The organism is Stenotrophomonas sp. STEN021 (assembly GCF_056760175.1).
In genome coordinates this window covers 1-18,530 of sequence record NZ_JBRREH010000094.1, presented here as the reverse complement: position 1 = coordinate 18,530, position 18,530 = coordinate 1, and the positions used below count along the sequence as shown (strand labels likewise).

Genomic DNA, 18,530 nt, shown 5'->3' with positions numbered 1-18,530 from the left:
GTTCGAATACATCGAGCGGTTCCACAACCCGAGGATGCGACGAAGGGTCGCCAGGCAAGACCAGAAGTTCTCAGCCCTTTTACAACCGTCCGTGATTTCGGGGTAGAACCCCATGCAGTCAGCGCTGCAATCGGAAGCGTGGAAGCTTCAGCGTGACTAAGGAACTCAGGCGGACGGACCACGTCTTGTGCGGGGACCACGATGTAGTCTTGGAGAACGCCTTCGAGAGGTCCGCCCAAGGTGTTCTGGGCCCGCATCTCCCTGCTAGGAAGGCCATCATGCCAACCTTGAGTGTAGATGGGTACCGCGCGGTCGCCCACCTCCCAGCCAGTCACCCCCGCGCCGATCGCTGCAACTTCCGTGCTTGCGTCCGACGCAGGTACGAACGGAAGTTTGAGATTCGGGTAGTAATTTTGGGTCAATACTGCAATGTCCCGAAAATTCAGGCTGACGGCCTTTACCTGCAAAAGCAACTCGCCCGGGCCAGGCAGGGGAACCTTGCGAGTAGAAGCAACGAGATCCTGCAAGGCGAACGAACGCGCTTCCATGACGCGCCCACCCGCGCATCCTGGTGGCCCGTTGACGATGAACCACCGCTACTGTGTAGGCGCCTTAGTTGGCTATTCCTAGAGCGACTCGCAAGAATGCCAAAAAGGTGTCTTCTCGCGGTGCGGCTGTCGGCATCTGCTGGAGGATGAGTCCAAACCAGAGCGCGTAGAGCCCTTCAGCGGCTTGATTCACAGGAATGGGCGTGCTCAGGTGTTGTGAATCAACAGTGCTTCGAATGAGTTCTGAGAACGCTGTGTGGTAGCCAAACTTGGCCGAAGTGTAGGACTGGGCAAACGCCGAATCCCGATGGGCGTGAAGCTGCAACTCCATTGCAAGCAGCGACCAGTGCGTTTGGCTGGCCAAGTTGCTCAAGTGGATGGCAAGTCGAGATATCAGCGCCTCATGCCCGGCGTGAGCCATCGATCGGATGATTTCGCAGAGGGCGTTTATCTCTACGTGGATGTGGTCAGCCATTACTGCTAACAGCAGTTCGTCGCGGCTAGAGAAGTTCGAGTAGAAAGCCCCTTGGGAGTAGCCGGCCTTCTCGCAAATTGCACGCAGCGACAGCGCCCCAATGCCTCCCTTGGCGATGAATTCTGCGGCGGCAGCCATCAGCTTTTCGCGGGTCTCGAGTTGGTTCTGTTCACGTGTCTTGCGCATGGCATCGGCGTTCATATGGAAAGTAAAAAGGGGAGGGGCTCTGGCCGCCTCCCCTTGCTAGGCCCGGCTTGCTATCAGGCGCCCGGCTTCAGTTTATCCCGAACATGATGGATCCAATCAGACACCGCTCCAAGTGCCGTCGCCGCAGTGTGGTTGGCCTTCATACGCGAGCTTGCCGCTTGATCGCTGGATCCACCGTCTCCTGCTGGCAGCGGCGGGAGGATGTGGGCGAAGTAGGTGTTGTCGAGCAGTCGATGGAGCAGCCGCTCGCCCATGAACGGCTCGTTGTTGTTCAGGGCACGAGCACCCTTGATCAGATTTCGGACGTCGTATTGCGTGGGGCTGATATCGGCGACCTGCTTTCGTAGCCCCAGAAGCGTGTACACGCCAATCCGCGCAGTCCTGACGGAACTCTCCATGGTGAAGATGATGTCATTAGACGTCTCCACGAATTGGCCCAGCAGAGCGAGATTGGTGCACCCGGCTGGAACAACACGCGGTCGATCTCCAGCAGCTCGTGGCATAAATTGAGCCGTGATGAATGGCATCAGGGCAAGGCGAACCTTGGTCTGTCTGGCCACTTCATCCACCTGATCCACAATGCCGAGGTGGTAGCAAAGCTCAGCAAGAATTTCGCGGCCCGTACACTCAGGCATTGGTTTTAGTACATGGTTGCCTTTGCTGTCCATGACCAAGGCATAGACCCAAAGCACCAGTACGTCGTCTGGTTGTGTGGGGAAATGCGGTTGACGATTGCAGGTGAAGCTGAGAACCCAGTTCGAGTCGGTAAAGGTGATGATTCCACCGGTCACCGTTTTTCCCGAATAAGGGTCATTGATTGAGAGATCTTTGAGGCGCTCGGTCAACGGCGAAGGCTTGCACGTCAGGGTGGCAGACTCCCACATCGAGCGACTGGGTTGCCCGCAGAACTTTTCAGGCTTACCAAAGACGTGGGACTTCTTGGCCAGGTTCTGCCACAACGCCCAATCGCTTGAGTCGCCAGGGGGCGTGGTGGCTCGAGTGAGGTCGGGAGCAGTATCCAGATCGCCGTAGGCTGTACCCTCCGTCATCGATCCAGTCAGGGCAAAAACCACGTCCTTCGCGCCGATGTCAATCTTCTGATCCCGCCCGTCTACCTTCGCAAGAATGGAGGTCACGGTACGCTCGCCGTTGTTGTCCGTCATGTCCAGGTCGTAGACGCGCGTGCCGAATTGTACGTTGACGCCTTGGCCCTTGAGGTAGTTGACCAGGGGGACGACGAAGCTGTCGTACTGGTTGTATTTTGGGAACACGAGCGCTGACATATCCGTCAAGCCGTCGATTGCATCCAAAAAGCGATGCATGTACAGCTTCACTTCCAGCAGACTTTGCCAGTTCTGGAACGCAAACATCGAGCGCCAGAGGTACCAGAAGTTGGTCTCCAGAAAGCTATCGCTGAAGTACTGTTCGATGGTGATGTCATCGAGGTCCTCCTTGCGCTTCAGGAGAAGCTTGATCAATTCCCATTGGTGGGCGGAAGAAAGCCCCAAGGTGCTGAAATCCCGAATTTGGCCTTGCTTGTGCATCAATCGGGACTTGGACCAATTAGGATCATTGTCGTTCACCGCCCGATACTCATCCAAGACCGAGTAAGGGGACGGGTACTCCAGCGCGGGAATGTCCTGGAAGAGATCCCAAAAGTGATCGTAGTTCCAGTTCATCTCGCGCCCGCCTCGGATCAGGTAGCCATCTTCGGCGTCCCCTGAGCCGTCCAGTGATCCGCCTGGAGTGCCCACGGCATCGAGGATGGTTATGTCCTGCCCCTTCATCCGCCCGTCGCGGATCAAGTAAAAGGCAGAGGCCAGACCCGCGATTCCACTTCCGATGATCCATGCTTTCCTGCCTTCCACTTGATCCACAGGCAGGGGGCGGTTGCGCATATAGGGTCCAACAGTGTCCGGAGGCGGCAGCGTATCCGAGGGCCCCTTTCGCCAGTGCCCATCCCCTACGTTCGCTTCAATGCTCGGTCCAGCTTTGGGATAACTCACTTCTTCCATGGTCGTTCCTTGTTGATGAGACGCCTCCTCAGTCTATTTGGAATATCGCGTGAAATCCAGATTTCAAATGGAATCCCTCTCAGCTTTGGATGCCTAGTCGGAGGCCCCAGAGCTGCTTGCGTGCATGCGCCTGCGGGGATGCTCCAGGCGAAGTCGGGGAGTTGGGTTGCGGAGGGAGAGTCGAAAGCTCCTGCGTTCAGGGCGCGGTGTTCGGACACGCTGACCGTGCAAGGCCTGCAGCCTGTTCTGTCGCATCAAGCGTGCAGCAGAGTGCTTGATGCATGTCTCTCCTACCTTTCGCAGGCCAAGGAACACCCTGGGTGAAGTAGGTGCCGTGCTAGCGAAGCGACGCGCGGATCAGCCGAAACAACCGCATCATCCTGAGCTTGATCGGAAAAAGATGTTGCCGTCATGAGTTGTCGTCTGCTCGAGCAACCCCGAGCAGACGGCACGTCATCTGGATGCTGAACTCACCTCGTAGAGAATCGATGAGGTTATAAGCTCGCTGGGTCTTGCTGATGACTTTGCCTTTGCAGACATGGCCGCCTCCCGAGGTTATTCCGGCGGAGCCTAGCTCTCGCTCGCAGCCGCTTTGGGCCGTTCCCAAAACCATGTCGCGAGCTGTCCCTTGCGTGTGAGACGGCGCAGCTCGGATTGTCCGGATTCTTTGATGTACCGGCACTCTTAGCTGTGGGCGCTAATCGCGCCCAAGCGGATTTTCGCCCCGTCTACATATAACTGCTACGTGGTGAATCGCACAGAATCTCAATGGCGGACATTCCCCAATAGAGTTTTAGCTGCAATTCGTGAAAGCCTTGGCCAGTCTTTCAGCTTTATTGCTCTGGCTGAATGTAGTCAGCCCACGCTTGCATCATCGGTCGTCGCTGATCCAGTAAGTCGGTTCGATGATATGCCGCCTCAACCTGATTTTTAACGGTGTGAGCTAGAGCGCGCTCAGCCAAGTCCCTGGCATATCCTTTTTCGCTGCACCAGTCGCGAAAGCTAGAGCGGAATCCATGTGCTGTGGCTACTCGGCCCTCTGAATCGCTGGGGGCCGAGAGTCTACGTAATAGGGCAGTCAGAGTCATATCTGACAGTACCTTTCGGGCTTGAATGGATGGGAATACGAGTTCGTCGTCATGGCCGACTTGCTGTTGGAGCAAGGCCACTGCCTGCTTGGAGAGTGGAACTCTGTGAACTTGTCTAGCCTTCATTCGGTCTGCTGGAACTATCCATAGCCCGTTACGTAGATTCACCTCACTCCAAGTCATGGCTCGGACCTCGCCGGAGCGGGCGCCCGTCAGGATCAGAAAAAGCAACGCGCGGCGGGTCACGTCGAATTCACCCGCGGTTGCCAACTCCGCTCCGACAAATGTGGGGACGTCCTGCCAAGGCATTGCGGGCTGGTGTTCTTGGCGGATCGTCTTGCTGGGTTGCTGAGGGAGCAAGTGGTTGACCACATCCACGGGGTTAGCTTGGTTGAAACCGTGCGCCCAGCCCCAAGCCATTACGGCATGAATACGCTGTTTAACGCGTGAGGCAGTTTCGGCCTTTTCAAGCCAGATGGGGCGTGGGACTTCGGCGATGTGCCGAGGCTGTAGCTGGTCGATCGGCAGGCTCCCAATTTTTGGGAAGACATACTCGACCAGTGTGTTGATCCACTGCTGGGCATGTTTGTCATTCCGCCAGCCAGGCCTCATCTCGGTGTGGACCTGTGTCGCAGCCTCCTTAAAGGTCGGTATCTGGAGCTTGGTGGCTTCCAGGGCTTTCACTGTTAAGGGGTCCTGTCCCGTCGCGATCAGGTCTCGCATCTCTCGAGCCAGCTTCCCTGCTGCGGCAATAGTGACTTGTGGATAGCCGCCTAACCCAGCGTTCCTACGTTTCCCAGTCGAGGGGCTGACGTATCGAAATACCCATTTTCCTTGGCCCTTCAGGGTCGATGAGGGGAGGAGGCTCAGGCCAGTGACGGCTCCATGAGGTACTGCGCGACTTCCGGGAAGGATGCTTCGTGCTTTGACATCGGTGAGAAGTGACATGAGTTCTTTGGTGTTTCCGGTATGCCATCCAGTATGCCATTTGGAGGGAGCTGTTGATGGACAGTACTGGACATGTTTGGAGTAAGGGTTTGTGTAAGGTATTGAAATTAATGCATTAAATATGAATTTTCTGGATTGCCTTGGACCGGGCTGGACGAGCATTAGGCAGACCCCCTCTCCGCCAGATACTTGGAAAAGCCACCTTCGGGTGGCTTTTTCTTTTTGCTCCTTATGCACCTTGGCTCTGCGGCTGAATACCCGGCAGCAGCGGCTACACTGTGCGCCTGATCCAACCGGTAAGCCCCATGTCAGAAATCCTCGTCCCCGTGTCCTTCGGTGAGTTGTTGGACAAGATCTCCATTCTGCAGATCAAATCCGAGCGCATGAGCGATGCCGCGAAGCTGGCCAATGTGCGCAATGAGTTGAACGCGTTGGACAGCACCTGGGCAGCGCATCCAGCCGCCGCACAGGACATCGCGGCGCTGCGTACCGAGCTGAAGGCGGTCAATGAGCGCCTGTGGGATATCGAAGACGACATCCGCCTGAAAGAGAAGGCGCAGGCCTTCGACGATGCGTTCGTGCAGCTGGCCCGCAGCGTCTACATCCAGAACGATGAGCGCGCGCGCATCAAGAAGGCCATCAACCTGGCGCTGGGTTCCAGCTACGTGGAAGAGAAGTCCTACCAGGACTACCGGGCGGGCTGAATCTGTTTGTAGGAGCGGCGTGAGCCGCGAAGCTCATAGGTCACCAGATCGCGGAAATTACTGGCGCGTCGGCGAGGCCAGCTTCGCAGCTGACGCCGCTTCCACAAAAAGGAAGCCTGGATCCGCCTTGTGGGAGCGGCGTTAAGCCGCGAAGCTCGTGGATCAGCAGATGGCTGAAATGCCCGGCGCTGCAGCATGGCCAGCTTCGCGGCTTATGCCGCTCCTACAAGAAGCGGCTCCTGCAGCTGGTCAGCGTTGATGATCCGCGCGATAACGCTCAAACGCAGCAATCGCATCTTCCACGGTGATCAGCGACATCACATCGTCGAACTCGATCTTGGTGCCCCATTTCAGCTCGCTGGCCGGCTTGTGCAGATAGCGGCGGGCGGCATCGTCATAGCGGTCCACGCAGTAGCGGCGGTCGGAATAGGGGCCGCTGCGCGCCGGGTTGCTGGCCGCATGCAGGCCCAACACCTTGGTGCCGACCGCGTTGGCGATATGCATCGGACCCGAATCCGGGGTAACCAGCAGCGAGGCGCGGGCCAGCAGTGCCGGCAGCTGTTTGAGCGTGTCCTTGCCGACCAGGTCCAGCGCCGGGTGCTTCATCGCGGCGAGGATGGCATCGCTGGTGCTGCGCTCCAGTTCGCTGCGCCCGCCGCACAGCACCACCCGCCAACCCTGGCTGGCGGCGTGGTCGGCCAGGGCGGCATGGCGCTCGGCGTACCAGTTGCGACGCTGGTGGCTGGAGCAGGGCGAGATCATCAGTACCGGCCGGCCATCCTCGTCCCACTGCGCATGCGCCCACTCGTGCGCCTCCGGTGGCGTGGCCAGGTCCCAGCTGACCTCGGTCTGCTTCAGCCCCAGCGGCTCGCAGAAGCTGCCGATGGCGTCGAGCACGTGGATGCCGGGGCGGTCGGGGATGCGTTCGTTGATGAAAAGCCCGTGCAGGTCCTTGGAGCGTGACTTGTCGTAGCCGATGCGGCGCTTGGCAGGGATGAACGCCGACAGCAGATTGGCGCGCGCGGCTACCTGCATCTGCAGCAGTGCATCGAAGCGGCCCGCCGGAAGCTCGCGCCGCAGCGCACGCATTCCTGCCAATCCGCTGTTCTTGTCGTAAACGTGGAAGCTGACCCCGGGCAGGCCATCGAGCAGCTTGTGACCTGCCTTGTCGATCACCCAATGCAGTGGCGTGCCCGGAAATCCCCGCTGCAGTGTGCGTACCAGCGGCACCACATGGGTTACGTCACCCAGTGCCGACAGGCGTAAAAGACACAACGGGGACGACGATGCAGGCATGTGTTGTTAGACTCTTAAAGATGGTCGCATTTGACGCCACTGAAGCGCTGACGCCCTGCCGCGATGGTCGCGGCTATGGCGCCATTCTGTTCGACCGCGAACGCCTGCGGCAAGCCGATCCCGGCTTGTTCGCGCCTGCGCAGTGGGGCAGCAAGGCCCAACCGGTGGGCGATGGCGGGCGTGGCGGGGCATGGTTCATCGATGCGCCGTTCGGTCGCAGCGTGCTTCGCCAGTACCTGCGCGGCGGTGTCGCCGCCAAAATCAGCCATAGCAGCTATCTGTGGCGTGGCGCCAACCGCACGCGCAGTTTTGCCGAATTCCGGCTGATGCGCGAGCTGGTCGCGCAGAAGCTGCCGGTGCCGCGCCCCTACGCGGCGTTCTACATGCGCGAAGGCCTGCGCTACAAGGCGGCACTGCTGATGGAGCGCTTGGAAGATGTGCGTTCGCTGGCTGACCACGCGCAGGTCACCGGCCGCGGTGCGCCATGGGAAGAGGCCGGGCGGATGATCGCGCGCTTCCACCGTGCGGGTCTGGACCACGCCGATCTGAATGCCCACAACATCCTGTTTGACGATGCCGGCCGTGGTTGGCTGATTGATTTTGACCGAGGCGTGCTGCGCATTCCGGCGACCCGCTGGCGCGAGCGCAACCTCAAGCGCCTGCTGCGCTCCCTGCTGAAGCTGCGCGGTGCGCGCAGCCGCGAGGACGTGGAGCAGGACTATGCGCGGCTGCGTCGCGCCTATGATCTGGCCTGGAACCGGGGCGTGTAATGAGTTGGGCGTTGCGTTTTCTGGGAGTCGGCAATGCGTCGGCGGTGGAGCTGGGGTCGCCGATGTCGGTGATCGAGCATGGCGGCCTGCCGTGGCTGACCATCGATTGCGGCGGCGAAGGCCTGACCGCCTACCGCAACCACTACCGCGCCATGCCGGATACGGTGTTCGTCACCCACATCCATCTGGACCATGTGGCCGGCTTCGAGCGGCTATTTGTCGATGCCTTCTTCAACCCGCAACGGCGCGGCAAGCTCCGGCTATACGTGCCGGCGCCGCTGGTGCCGCTATTGCACAAGCGGGTAGGTGACTACCCGAACGTGCTGGCCGAGGGCGGCGCCAACTTCTGGGATGCCTTCCAGCTGATCGTGGTCGGCGATGCGTTCTGGCATGAGGGCGTGCGCCTGGAAGTGTTCCCGGTGCGCCACCATTGGCCGGAAACCGCCTACGGCCTGCGCCTGCAGGGTGCAGTGGTGTGGAGCGGCGATACCCGCCCGATCCCGGAGATGCTGGCGCGCTTTGCCGGCGACAACGAACTGATCGCCCACGACTGCGGGCTGCACGGCAACCCGTCGCACACCGGCGTGGACGACCTGGAGCGCGAATACGACGCCGCCACCCAGGCGCGGATGATGCTCTATCACTACGCGAGCGCCGCCGACGGCGAAGCGCTGCGCGCGCGCGGCCACCGCGTGGCGATGCCGGGTGAGTGTGTGGCCTTGGCCGAGCCGACGGCGCCGCGTGCGGAGCCGTTTGAGGGGTGAGCCGCGAGGCATGGCTTCGGGACTGTGGGTGCACGTAGAGCCCCAGGAACTCCAGGCAATGATCACCAAGCCCCTCTCGCGCTTGCGGGAGAGGGGTTGGGGTGAGGGCCGGAGCCAGTCCAGATCAGCCCCATCCAAACCCTCCGCAGCAACCCAGCCCGGGTAAGCGCAGCGCACCCTGGAGGCATGCCGGGTAGCTCGCAACAAAAACGCCAATTCGAGGCCGGCAATCAGTCGATCGCCCGGCAGAAATCCTGACTGGCCCAAAGCCCCGGGTGCGCTGCGCTTACCCGGGCTGCAACGCGCACAAACAACGTCGCCGCTGAAGCAGCGGAGTCTTTTCAAGGGCCCAAAAAGGTGGCGACCCCGCCGGCTGACCTCGGCGCCCGCGTCGATCGATACCGTTGCTGCCTTCCGGCCCTGGCGGGATTTTCGACCTAGCGTCGCGAGGGGCCGACGGGGCCACCATAGAGACGGTTTGGCCGCGCTGAGCGCGGCCATTCACGATACGAGAGGCTGGGGCGATGCGATCATCAGCCGCCGATGCTTCATGGACCGGACACAAACTGGAGCAGGTCCTGATCGTGTGCGGCGATTGTAACGTATGCATGCACCGGCCGACCAGCGTTCCGGTTTGAACCCCGTGTAACCCGTCACCGCCGCTTGGCGGCCCGCAAGGCCCGGCTTGGATAGAATGCCCGCTCATCGGAGGACGACCTCCGCCCAGCACGGGACTTCACCCAGGACGGCCTGGCTTTTCAAGGAGGCTGTATGGCCTGGATCTATCTCGTGATCGCTGGTGTGCTGGAAATCGTCTGGGCGCTGGCAATGAAGCAATCCCACGGTTTCACCAGGCTGGTTCCCAGCATCGTCACCATCATCGGCATGATCGCCAGCTTCTGGTTGCTGGCCTTGGCCATGCGGACCTTGCCGCTGGGCACCGCCTATACGATCTGGACCGGCATCGGCGCGGTAGGTGCGTTCATCATCGGTGTCATCTTCCTCGGCGAGCAGGTCAGCGTGATGCGTATTGGCGCGGCGGTGCTGATCGTCAGCGGTCTGGTGCTGATGAAGCTGTCCAGCAGCTGATAGCTGCTTCAGTCCTCGCGCAGCACCAGCATCATCTCGACCGCATCCAAGCCCGGGCCGTGGCCGTCGGCCACGACCCGGATCACGCTGAAACCGAGCTGCGCGTAGAAGTCCTGCGTGTGCTGGCTGGTGTTGAGCTCCACGCGCTTCGCGTTCGGGCTCTGTCTGGCTTGCTGTAAACGGGCAAGACTCAACTGCCTGCCAAACCCCTGCCGATGCAGGCTGCGTTCGACCATGCCCCAGCAGAAGACGGCGACGCCATCGTCGCGTATCGCCAAGCCGCCGCAGGCGACAACCCGGTCATCGTGCTCGATCAGCTGATAGTCGCAACTTTGCGCATTTCGCTGTAGAAACTGCTCGAAGTCGGTGCGTTCGGCCAATGTGAAGTACTTGGGCACATTGCTGTCGAACAGCGACAGGCAGGCAGCGGTATCAGCGGGTTGGTAGGGGCGGATCGGCATATGCTGCAATCTAGCAGCTTCAGTCCGCTCTTTCTCTGGACGTTGGAGGGAGAGCAGGGGGCTGCCTTGGCTTTTGTTTTTGCTCGGGCTCGGGCTCTGGCTCTGGCCTTAGCCCCTCTCCCCTTGCGGGGTGGAAGGGGCCACGAACCAACGGTGCGGGGCCCCTGGAACGACCTTGCGCTAGCGCAAGGGCCGGGGCGCGGAGCGGGGGTTGGGGAGAGGGGAGCGCGAAGCGTGCTTTCAACCGCCAAACAACGCATACCAAGCAGCACAAAAAACCAATCAATGCGACATCGAATAAGGCAGCTTCGCAGCATCGCCAGCCCAGGACTTATTCGGCTCAGCCTGCATCGTGAACCGCAGCTCCCCACCAGCAACAATCTCCTGGTGCGTTACATACGCTCGATCCAGCGGCTTGCCGTTGAGGCTCACCGAGCCAACATAGGTATGCGCAGCATCCAGTCCAGTAGCAACGATGCTGAAACGTTTCCCATCCGGCAGATTCAAGGTCGCCTGCGGCAGGAACGGCCGGCCGATGATGTACTGGTTGCTGCCCGGCGTAACCGGATAGAAACCCAGCGCAGTAAACACATACCAGGCCGACATCTGCCCAAGATCATCGTTACCCGCCAAGCCGTCCGGGCGCGCGGCGTATTGCGTGTCCATGATCTGCTTCAAGCGCGCCTGCGTCCGCCACGGCTGCCCGGCATGTGCATACAGATAGGCAACATGGTGACTAGGCTCATTGCCATGCGCGTACCAGCCAATCAGTCCGGTGATGTCTTCCATGTGCGCGAAGATAGACGGATCAACCTTGGCTTCAAATACATCGTCCAGACGCTGCAGCAGCTTGTCGCTGCCACCATGCGCAGCCGCCAAGCCGGCGACATCCTGCGGCACGTACCACGAGTACTGCCAGGCATTGCCTTCGGTGAAATCCGTGCCGTAACCGCTGGCGCTGGGATCGAACGGCTCGCGGAAACTGCCATCGCGCTTGCGCGCCCGCATGAAGCCGGTGCCCGGGTCGAACGCATGCTTCCAGTTGGCAGCACGCTTGTTGAACTCGCTCGCCACTTCGGTCTTGCCCATGTCCTTGGCCACCTGCGCGATGGTCCAGTCGTCATAGGCATATTCCAGCGTCTTGCTGGCTGCTTCGCCTTCCTCATCGATCGGCACATAGCCGAGCTCGCGGTACTGCGCGATGCCGTCATACGGACCGTAGTTGGCGCTGGCGACCATCGCCTGCAGCGCTTCCTCGGTGTCGTAGCCACGGATGCCCTTCATATAGGCATCGGCGATCACCGGCACCGCGTGGTAGCCGATCATGCACCAGGTCTCCAGGCCGTGGAACGACCACACCGGCAACACGCCGTAAGGACTTTCGCGGCGTGAGGCCAGCAGCGAGTTGACGAAATCATTGGTGCGCTGTGGTGGCTGCACCAACGTGGCCAAGGGGTGCAGGGCGCGATACGTATCCCACAGCGAGAACGTCGAATAGTTCGTCCAACCCTTGGCCTGATGCACTGCGTTGTCCGGCCCGCGATAACGACCATCGCTGTCCATGAACAAGGTCGGCCCAAGCAGGGTGTGATACAGCGCGGTGTAGAAGCGGGTGCGCTCGCCCACGCTGCCCTGCGCTTCGACCGCGCCCAGTGCCTCGCTCCATTGCTGCTTGGCGGCAGTGCGCATGCCATCGAAATCCCAACCCGGCGCTTCCGCATCGAGGTTGGCGATCGCGCCTTCCTCGCTGACCGGCGAGATCGCCACCTTCACCAGTAAGGGCTTGCCGGCCTCCGGCACCACATCAAAGGCAGCAACCAGCTGCCGGCCTTCGATCTGCGCGCGCTGCGTCGGGTCTTTCTCGCCCGGCGGCGGGAAGCCCTTGTAGACGACATCCTGTTCGGTGTCGTGCAACTGATGGCCACTGAGCGGCTGCGAGAAACGCATCGCGAAATACAACTGCCGGCCCGGCGCCCAGCCGCGCGTCTCGCGGAAGCCGGTAACCGTGCCATCGGCCCGCACCCGCACCCGCGACCACAGGATCTTGCCTGGGTAGTCATACATGCTGGTACGCAGGTCCAGCACCACATGCGCTGGCTTGCCGGCAGGGAAGCTGTAGCGGTGCATGCCAACGCGCGCGCTGGCGGTGAGTTCGGCGCGCACCTTGTAGTCGTCCAGCGTCACCGCGTAATAACCCGGCTGCGCGGTCTCGCTGGCATGGTTGAAGCGCGAGGTATAGCCACTCAAGGGCTGGTCTGGATTGCCGCGCTCCAGCTTCAACTCACCGGTAGTCGGCATCAACAGCAGATCACCCAGATCGGAATGGCCGGTACCGGAGAAGTGCGTATGCGAGAAACCGACAATGGTGCTGTCGTCATAGCGATAGCCCGCCGCCCAGCCATAGCCATTCTTGCGCGACTGGATGCGGGTATCGGGCGACAGCTGGACCATGCCGTAAGGGACGGTCGCACCCGGATAGGTATGACCCTCGCCGCCGGTGCCGATGAAAGGGTTCACGGCGGCGTAGGCGGCTTCGTTGGTGGCGGGTGAGGCTGCCAGCGCTGAAGGTGGCACCAGAGTGACGGTTGCTACGGTTGCTGCAAATACCAACAGAGTCGCGCCCAGTTGCTTCATCCCGCACCTTTTGGATCGGTCTAAGAGATATAGAGGCTAGTATGCGGCTTTGGAGCTCTTTAAGCAGAATTGTGCGAGTGCTCAAAGGCATCCAGCGATTCTCATTCCCTGCGATGTCCGTCTGCGAAGCTATGATGAACGTCAGGATCGGTTGGGGGGAGAAATGCAATTTCGAATGTGGTCCGCAGTTGTTTTGTTCTTGGGGTCTTATCTCCCCTTGGCAGTCATCCTGATGGTGCAGGATATTTCACCTCACCTTTGGGGGGCGCCAGTCTGTGGCTGGGGCAAGAAGTTCGATTGCGAATTTCAGATATTTGACCACCCATGGCTGGCAGTGGGTGGTGTAGTCGTAACTCTGTTGGCTCTCTTTTTCGCGATGTTCACTCTAAAATCGGTTCGCATGAAGCATCGCGTGCACGTGCAAGAAGTAAAGTCTATTCCCAATGATCTGATCAACTATGTGTTTCCTTACGTGGTTTCATTCATGGGGATTAGCTATGGTGAACCGCAAAAGTTGGCCGGATTTTTTGTTTTTTTAGTGGGGCTTTTCGTCATTACATTTCGGTCCGGTCAAGTGCTGATGAATCCGCTTTTGATGGTTCTTGGGTGGAAGCTCTATGAGGTCAGGATGGCGCTGGGCCAAGAAGGGGCGATCAGGGTTGTGAGAGTCTTGAAAAGAGGCCGGCTAGTGCCCAGTATTCAGAATGCCGAAGAAATTCAGGACGTTTATCTAATGGGGGATCCATGACCGATCAGGCACTTCAGGCGTTTCAAGATTTTGACTTAGATGGAGCAGAGGTTCACCTCTGGGTTTTCAGGGCGAGTACCAAGGTCGAGCGTTTTACCGCAGCTTATGTTCGAACAGACGTCTCACTAGAGAATGCTTTGCGAGGTTTTGCTCGTTCAGAACAGGAGAGGATTACGGAGTGGATCCCTTATGGACACCTCGCGCAATCCACTGAGAATGGATGCCTTTCTGTCGCTGCGCAAGAGACCGATTTTGGGTTGCTAAAAGGTTTGGTTGACCGGCCAGAGGTTGAATACGCCGTCGGTGACTTGGCTAAGCTAAGGAATGCCGCTGGTTATCTCGTCAAATTTGTAAACGGAGATCGGACGCTTTACGCCTTGCGTAGGTCTCCCACGACATGGAAGCCGACTTACAAAAAGAAGGGTGTAGTCAACACTATTTTTAGGGATGGGGAGTTGACTGCAGTTGAGGGTGTTGATTTTACCATTGAGCCTGGTTTCGATCTGTTCGCTTTGGACGACGCACTGTTGGTTGCTAATAAGCGTGGCTTTGAGTCGATGATGAAGTATCGAGCTGGCTACGTCGAAGCGTTTGGCGAACTCCGTGACGAGCCTGAGTTTGTGGCGTTGTTTACCGATATGGCTCCGATGATCGATCACGTCGGCCAGAATGGGATGCATTTGCGACGAATGGCAGTTATTCAGGACAAGAAGCTCTATGCCGATCCAAGCTACCTTGGGGCGTTACGTACGGTCTGTGCAAAGTATCCTTGGGGAGTTCAGTTTGATGCGCAAGGTCTGATCATCCCAACTGAGGCTACAGCCGCTGTCATCATGAAGCTTCTGCTCGATCAGCGGTTGGTTAGTGAGATCACTCAAATCATGTACGACGTACCTGATGGCGTGAGGATCAACTAACCACCGTGTTGGTGATTAATCTAAACGCAAAAACCCCCTGATTGCTCAGGGGGTTTTGCTTAATCTGGCGGAGAGAGGGGGATTCGAACCCCCGAAGCGCGGTTTAGACGCTTACACACTTTCCAGGCGTGCTCCTTCAACCACTCGGACACCTCTCCGGATCCTGCCGCGCTAATGCCTCGGCAGGGGCGTGGATTCTATAGGGACTGGCGGCTGTTCACAAGCACCCCCGGAACGGGGTGCTGGCGGATGGGCCGGGCGTGGCACAATGGGGCTTCAGATGAAGACGGTTGCCTGATGTCCTATCTCGTCCTTGCCCGCAAGTGGCGTCCGAAGCGTTTTGCCGAGTTGGTGGGCCAGGAACACGTGGTCCGCGCGCTCAGCAATGCGCTCGACAGTGGCCGCGTCCACCACGCCTTTCTGTTCACCGGCACCCGGGGTGTCGGCAAGACCACCATTGCCCGCATCTTCGCCAAGTCGCTGAACTGCGAGAACGGCACCAGTGCCGACCCTTGTGGTCAGTGCCGGGCCTGCCTGGACATCGATGCCGGCCGCTACATCGACCTGCTGGAAATCGATGCCGCGTCCAATACCGGCGTGGATGACGTGCGCGAGGTGATCGAGAATGCCCAGTACATGCCCTCGCGTGGGCAGTACAAGGTCTACCTGATCGACGAAGTGCACATGCTCTCCAAGGCGGCGTTCAACGCGCTGCTGAAGACGCTGGAAGAGCCGCCGGAGCACGTGAAGTTCCTGCTGGCCACCACCGATCCGCAGAAGCTGCCGGTCACCGTGCTCAGCCGCTGCCTGCAGTTCAACCTCAAGCGTCTGGACGAGGAGCAGATCCACGGCCAGATGTCGCGGATCATGACCGCCGAGCAGATCGAGTTCGACGACAGTGCGTTGGTGCAGCTGGCGCGCGCGGCCGATGGCTCGCTGCGTGATGGCTTGTCGCTGCTGGACCAGTCCATTGCCTATGCCGGCGGCGCGCTGCGCGACGACGTGGTGCGTACCATGCTGGGCACGGTCGATCGCACCCAGGTCAGTGCCATGCTCGATGCCCTGGCCGATGGCGAAGGCGCGCGCCTGCTGCAGGTGGTTGCCGGGCTGGCCGAGTTCTCGCCGGACTGGAGCGGGGTGCTGGACGCCCTGGCCGAAGGCCTGCATCGCATCCAGGTGCAGCAGCTGGTGCCGGGCACATCGGTGCCGGGCGAAGGCGTCGACGCGGTGACTTTTGCCCAGCGCCTGCGCCCGGAAGTGGTGCAGCTCTGGTACCAGATGGCCCTCGGTGGCCGTCGCGACCTGCACTTGGCTCCCAGCCCGCGTGCCGGCTTTGAAATGACTGTGCTGCGCATGCTGGCGTTCCGCCCGGCAGGCGCAGTACCGGCGACGCCGGAAGGCACTGCATCCGGAACTGGCGCAGGCGTGGGTGGCAATACGCAAGCCGCACCAGCCGTTGCCGCAGCGTCGGCGCAGACCGCCAAGCCGGTTGCAGCGCAGGCTGCACCAGCTGCACCAGCTGCAGTCGCGCCGGCGCCGGAATCCAGGCCCGAGCCTGTGCCCGAACCGGCAGCAGTCATGCCGCAGCAAGCCGCGCCTGCGCCGGAACCCGCAGCGCCCGCGCCTGAGCCCGTGCAAGCCCCGGTAGCAGCTCCGGCCCCGGTGCAAGCTGCCAAGCCCGCAGTCGCCGACGAAGATCTGCCGCCATGGGCGGTTGAGGCAGCGGAAGCGAATGCGCGTGACGAGGCGATGGCGGCCGAAATGGCCATGCCGGAAGCTCCCGAAGCCATTGAAATGGCGGTTGCAACACCGGTTGAGGCGCCGAAGCCGGCGCCCGTCGCTGCACCGCAGTCGGTTCAGCAGGCCGAGCCGGTGCGTCCGACCGGCATCGCCATCGAACCAGCGGCAGCCGCTGAACCAGTTGCACCGGCACCGTCGCAGGGCGGGCGCAGCTTGAACGACGCAGAACAATGGCTGGACCTGATCGACGACAGCGGCCTGAGTGGTCCGTCACGCGAGCTGGCCGCCAACGCCGCCTTCGTCAGCTTCCAGCACGGTGTGCTGCGGTTGGCCTTGTTGCCGGGTTTTGAATACCTGCAGTCTGAGCGCGCCTTGAATGCCCTGGCGCAGGCGCTGTCACAGGCCTTGGGTAGCACGCCCAAGATCCTCATTGAGACCGGCAACGCTCAGGCTGAAACCTTGCACCAGCGCGCAGATCGTCAGCGCGGTGAACAGCAATCCGCGGCCGAAGCCGTGTTCATGGCCGACCCCCAGGTGCAGCAGCTGCTACAGCAGGGTGCACGGGTCGTGGCCGATTCCATCCGTCCTTTCAAAGAGTAACGAACCATGCGCGGCAATATCGCCCAAATGATGCAGCAGGCCCAGAAAATGCAGGAAAACCTGCAGAAGGCCCAGGAAGAAATCGCCAAGTTGGAAGTCACCGGCAGCGCCGGCGGCGGCATGGTCAGCGTGACCCTGAGTGGCACCAAGGAGTGCCGCAAGGTGCGCATCGATCCGTCGGTGCTGAGCGATCCGGAAATGGCTGAAGACCTGATTGCAGCCGCGTTCAACGACGCCGCCAACAAGATCGACGCCGAATCGCAGAGCCGCATGGGCTCGGCCACCGCCGGCATGAAGCTGCCGCCGGGCATGAAGCTGCCGTTCTGATGTGGCCCCGCGCCGGCTGGACCGGCGCATGCACGTCCCCGCGCCGCGAAGCCTCCGTGCTTCGCGCGCTTGTTTTAGCGATACGCTGCTGTGATGAGACCGTTGCGATGAGCCTGCCGCTGCTGGAACAACTGATCGAAGCCTTCCGGGTGCTGCCCGGCGTTGGCCAGAAGACGGCCCAGCGCATGGCCTATCACGTGCTGGAGCGCGCCCGTGACGGTGGCCAGCGCTTGTCGGAAGTGCTGGCCGAGGCCATCGAGAAGATCGGCCACTGCAAGCAATGCCGCGACTTCAGCGAAACCGAGCTGTGCCCGGTCTGCGCCAGCAGCAGCCGCGAGCGACAGATGCTGTGCGTGATCGAATCACCGGCCGATCGGCTGGCAATCGAGCACGCCACCAGCTACCGCGGTGTGTACTACGTGCTGCAGGGGCGTTTGTCACCGCTGGATGGCATCGGCCCGCGTGAGCTGGGCTTGGATCAGCTGGAAACACGTTTGGCGCAAGGCGAAGTCACCGAGTTGATCATCGCCACCAACTCCACCGTCGAAGGCGAGGCCACCGCGCATTACCTGGCGCAACTGGCACGTCGCAACAAGGTCCGCCCCAGCCGCCTGGCGCAGGGGCTGCCCTTGGGTGGCGAGTTGGAATACGTGGATCGCGGCACCTTGTCGCACGCCTTCGGCAGCCGCAGCGAAGTCGGCGAATAAGCCGCGCCGGGGCTGTAAGCTGTAGGTCGTTTACTGCAGCGAGGCCCCACATGACCGACACCATTTTCGGCAAGATCATCCGCCGCGAAATTCCCGCCGCCATCGTTTACGAAGACGAGGACGTGCTGGGCTTCAAGGACATCGCCCCGCAGGCGCCGGTGCATGTGCTTTTCATCCCGAAGAACGAAGTCATCCCGACCCTGGATGACCTGCAGCCGACGCAGGCGCATCTGATCGGCAAGCTGGCTTTGGCGGCTGCGGCGTATGCCCGCCAGCAAGGCTTTGCCGAGAACGGCTACCGCATCGTGATGAACTGCCGCGAAGATGCCGGGCAGACCGTTTTCCACATCCACCTGCATTTGTTGGCAGGTGCGCCCTTGGGGCATTTCGGCGCGTGATCTGAAGTTGTTGTGTTGATTGTGGGAGCGGGCATAGCCCCGGCCCAGTCAACCAACAACAAACCGCCGCCCGCGCCCGGGCGCGCACACCGGG

16 protein-coding genes, 1 tRNA gene, 1 other RNA gene and 2 pseudogenes are annotated in these 18,530 nt (G+C 60.7%); 10 read left to right on the top strand and 10 right to left on the bottom strand.

The genetic code is table 11. From position 1 onward, the window contains the following. Positions 1-227: 227 nt before the first annotated feature. From ACVOL0_RS17360 to ACVOL0_RS17340, 5 genes and pseudogenes are all read right to left on the bottom strand, one after another. Positions 228-548: pseudogene (locus tag ACVOL0_RS17360) on the bottom strand (alcohol dehydrogenase catalytic domain-containing protein); the annotation flags it as partial. A gap of 64 nt (positions 549-612) precedes the next feature. After that, complete coding sequence (locus tag ACVOL0_RS17355; RefSeq protein WP_481550140.1) at positions 613-1,209, bottom strand: TetR/AcrR family transcriptional regulator; 597 nt, start codon at positions 1,207-1,209, stop codon at positions 613-615. A 74-nt stretch (positions 1,210-1,283) separates the two neighbouring features. Beyond that, positions 1,284-3,245 carry an oleate hydratase gene (locus ACVOL0_RS17350; protein WP_481550139.1) on the bottom strand — a complete coding sequence of 654 codons (1,962 nt, stop codon included), beginning with the start codon at positions 3,243-3,245 and terminating at the stop codon, positions 1,284-1,286. A gap of 833 nt (positions 3,246-4,078) precedes the next feature. Further along, complete coding sequence (locus tag ACVOL0_RS17345) at positions 4,079-5,017, bottom strand: tyrosine-type recombinase/integrase (RefSeq protein ID WP_481550141.1); 939 nt, start codon at positions 5,015-5,017, stop codon at positions 4,079-4,081. Between the two features lie 6 nt (positions 5,018-5,023). Beyond that, positions 5,024-5,281 (bottom strand): annotated as a pseudogene (locus tag ACVOL0_RS17340) (Arm DNA-binding domain-containing protein); the annotation flags it as partial. Between the two features lie 305 nt (positions 5,282-5,586). On the opposite strand from ACVOL0_RS17340, the gene ACVOL0_RS17335 reads away from it, so the two are divergent. Next, positions 5,587-5,985: a DUF6165 family protein gene (locus ACVOL0_RS17335; protein ID WP_481550138.1), complete on the top strand. Its 399-nt coding sequence runs from the start codon at positions 5,587-5,589 to the stop codon at positions 5,983-5,985. A gap of 249 nt (positions 5,986-6,234) precedes the next feature. Here ACVOL0_RS17335 and ACVOL0_RS17330 read toward each other — a convergent pair whose 3' ends face one another. Next, positions 6,235-7,281 (bottom strand): glycosyltransferase family 9 protein, encoded by a 1,047-nt coding sequence (locus ACVOL0_RS17330; protein ID WP_481550137.1) that lies wholly within the window; start codon positions 7,279-7,281, stop codon positions 6,235-6,237. 20 nt (positions 7,282-7,301) lie between these two features. On the opposite strand from ACVOL0_RS17330, the gene ACVOL0_RS17325 reads away from it, so the two are divergent. Both ACVOL0_RS17325 and ACVOL0_RS17320 read left to right on the top strand, forming a co-directional pair. After that, positions 7,302-8,051: a 3-deoxy-D-manno-octulosonic acid kinase gene (locus ACVOL0_RS17325; RefSeq protein ID WP_481550136.1), complete on the top strand. Its 750-nt coding sequence runs from the start codon at positions 7,302-7,304 to the stop codon at positions 8,049-8,051. After that, the gene (locus ACVOL0_RS17320) at positions 8,051-8,815 is read left to right on the top strand and encodes an MBL fold metallo-hydrolase (RefSeq protein ID WP_481550135.1); all 765 of its coding nucleotides are present in this window, start codon (positions 8,051-8,053) and stop codon (positions 8,813-8,815) included. Before ACVOL0_RS17325 ends, ACVOL0_RS17320 begins: the two co-directional genes overlap by 1 nt. A gap of 363 nt (positions 8,816-9,178) precedes the next feature. On the opposite strand, the gene ffs is transcribed toward ACVOL0_RS17320, so the two are convergent. After that, positions 9,179-9,275, bottom strand: an RNA gene (gene ffs / locus ACVOL0_RS17315) — signal recognition particle sRNA small type. A 311-nt stretch (positions 9,276-9,586) separates the two neighbouring features. Here ffs and sugE point away from each other — a divergent pair. Further along, on the top strand, positions 9,587-9,904 hold the full coding sequence (gene sugE, locus ACVOL0_RS17310; protein WP_481550134.1) for a quaternary ammonium compound efflux SMR transporter SugE: 318 nt from the start codon (positions 9,587-9,589) through the stop codon (positions 9,902-9,904). An 8-nt stretch (positions 9,905-9,912) separates the two neighbouring features. On the opposite strand, the gene ACVOL0_RS17305 is transcribed toward sugE, so the two are convergent. Together ACVOL0_RS17305 and ACVOL0_RS17300 are read right to left on the bottom strand one after the other, a co-directional pair. After that, positions 9,913-10,365, bottom strand: a complete 453-nt coding sequence (locus tag ACVOL0_RS17305) for a GNAT family N-acetyltransferase (protein ID WP_481550133.1) — start codon at positions 10,363-10,365, stop codon at positions 9,913-9,915. Between the two features lie 282 nt (positions 10,366-10,647). After that, positions 10,648-12,999: a GH92 family glycosyl hydrolase gene (locus ACVOL0_RS17300; protein ID WP_481550132.1), complete on the bottom strand. Its 2,352-nt coding sequence runs from the start codon at positions 12,997-12,999 to the stop codon at positions 10,648-10,650. A gap of 175 nt (positions 13,000-13,174) precedes the next feature. Here ACVOL0_RS17300 and ACVOL0_RS17295 point away from each other — a divergent pair, with 175 nt between their 5' ends. Continuing rightward, positions 13,175-13,747, top strand: coding sequence for a hypothetical protein (locus ACVOL0_RS17295; protein WP_481550131.1), 573 nt, complete (start codon positions 13,175-13,177; stop codon positions 13,745-13,747). Next, a complete protein-coding gene (locus tag ACVOL0_RS17290; RefSeq protein WP_481550130.1) occupies positions 13,744-14,664 on the top strand; it encodes a Kiwa anti-phage protein KwaB-like domain-containing protein in 921 nt (306 codons plus the stop codon). The genes ACVOL0_RS17295 and ACVOL0_RS17290 overlap by 4 nt, the downstream gene beginning before the upstream one ends. Positions 14,665-14,729: 65 nt before the next feature. Here the strand turns inward: ACVOL0_RS17290 and ACVOL0_RS17285 are convergent. Next, positions 14,730-14,822 (bottom strand) — tRNA-Ser (locus ACVOL0_RS17285). Positions 14,823-14,961: 139 nt separating this feature from the next. On the opposite strand from ACVOL0_RS17285, the gene dnaX reads away from it, so the two are divergent. From dnaX to ACVOL0_RS17265, 4 genes are all read left to right on the top strand, one after another. Beyond that, on the top strand, positions 14,962-17,004 hold the full coding sequence (dnaX, locus tag ACVOL0_RS17280; protein WP_481550129.1) for a DNA polymerase III subunit gamma/tau: 2,043 nt from the start codon (positions 14,962-14,964) through the stop codon (positions 17,002-17,004). A 6-nt stretch (positions 17,005-17,010) separates the two neighbouring features. Continuing rightward, entirely contained in the window at positions 17,011-17,331 is a 321-nt protein-coding gene (locus ACVOL0_RS17275; RefSeq protein WP_057629296.1) for a YbaB/EbfC family nucleoid-associated protein, read from the top strand. Positions 17,332-17,438: 107 nt separating this feature from the next. After that, on the top strand, positions 17,439-18,038 hold the full coding sequence (recR, locus tag ACVOL0_RS17270) for a recombination mediator RecR (RefSeq protein WP_282270729.1): 600 nt from the start codon (positions 17,439-17,441) through the stop codon (positions 18,036-18,038). 50 nt (positions 18,039-18,088) lie between these two features. Continuing rightward, complete coding sequence (locus ACVOL0_RS17265) at positions 18,089-18,436, top strand: histidine triad nucleotide-binding protein (protein ID WP_481550128.1); 348 nt, start codon at positions 18,089-18,091, stop codon at positions 18,434-18,436. Positions 18,437-18,530 lie beyond the last annotated feature (94 nt).

Coding starts and splice junctions, on each gene's coding strand:
- ACVOL0_RS17330 (WP_481550137.1), bottom strand. CDS start 7,281: ATGCCTGCATCGTCGTCCCCGTTGTGTCTTTTACGCCTGTCGGCACTG.
- ACVOL0_RS17325 (WP_481550136.1), top strand. CDS start 7,302: ATGGTCGCATTTGACGCCACTGAAGCGCTGACGCCCTGCCGCGATGGT.
- ACVOL0_RS17300 (WP_481550132.1), bottom strand. CDS start 12,999: ATGAAGCAACTGGGCGCGACTCTGTTGGTATTTGCAGCAACCGTAGCA.
- ACVOL0_RS17290 (WP_481550130.1), top strand. CDS start 13,744: ATGACCGATCAGGCACTTCAGGCGTTTCAAGATTTTGACTTAGATGGA.
- ACVOL0_RS17320 (WP_481550135.1), top strand. CDS start 8,051: ATGAGTTGGGCGTTGCGTTTTCTGGGAGTCGGCAATGCGTCGGCGGTG.
- ACVOL0_RS17335 (WP_481550138.1), top strand. CDS start 5,587: ATGTCAGAAATCCTCGTCCCCGTGTCCTTCGGTGAGTTGTTGGACAAG.
- ACVOL0_RS17275 (WP_057629296.1), top strand. CDS start 17,011: ATGCGCGGCAATATCGCCCAAATGATGCAGCAGGCCCAGAAAATGCAG.
- ACVOL0_RS17295 (WP_481550131.1), top strand. CDS start 13,175: ATGTGGTCCGCAGTTGTTTTGTTCTTGGGGTCTTATCTCCCCTTGGCA.
- ACVOL0_RS17355 (WP_481550140.1), bottom strand. CDS start 1,209: ATGCGCAAGACACGTGAACAGAACCAACTCGAGACCCGCGAAAAGCTG.
- sugE (WP_481550134.1), top strand. CDS start 9,587: ATGGCCTGGATCTATCTCGTGATCGCTGGTGTGCTGGAAATCGTCTGG.
- ACVOL0_RS17265 (WP_481550128.1), top strand. CDS start 18,089: ATGACCGACACCATTTTCGGCAAGATCATCCGCCGCGAAATTCCCGCC.
- ACVOL0_RS17305 (WP_481550133.1), bottom strand. CDS start 10,365: ATGCCGATCCGCCCCTACCAACCCGCTGATACCGCTGCCTGCCTGTCG.
- recR (WP_282270729.1), top strand. CDS start 17,439: ATGAGCCTGCCGCTGCTGGAACAACTGATCGAAGCCTTCCGGGTGCTG.
- dnaX (WP_481550129.1), top strand. CDS start 14,962: ATGTCCTATCTCGTCCTTGCCCGCAAGTGGCGTCCGAAGCGTTTTGCC.
- ACVOL0_RS17350 (WP_481550139.1), bottom strand. CDS start 3,245: ATGGAAGAAGTGAGTTATCCCAAAGCTGGACCGAGCATTGAAGCGAAC.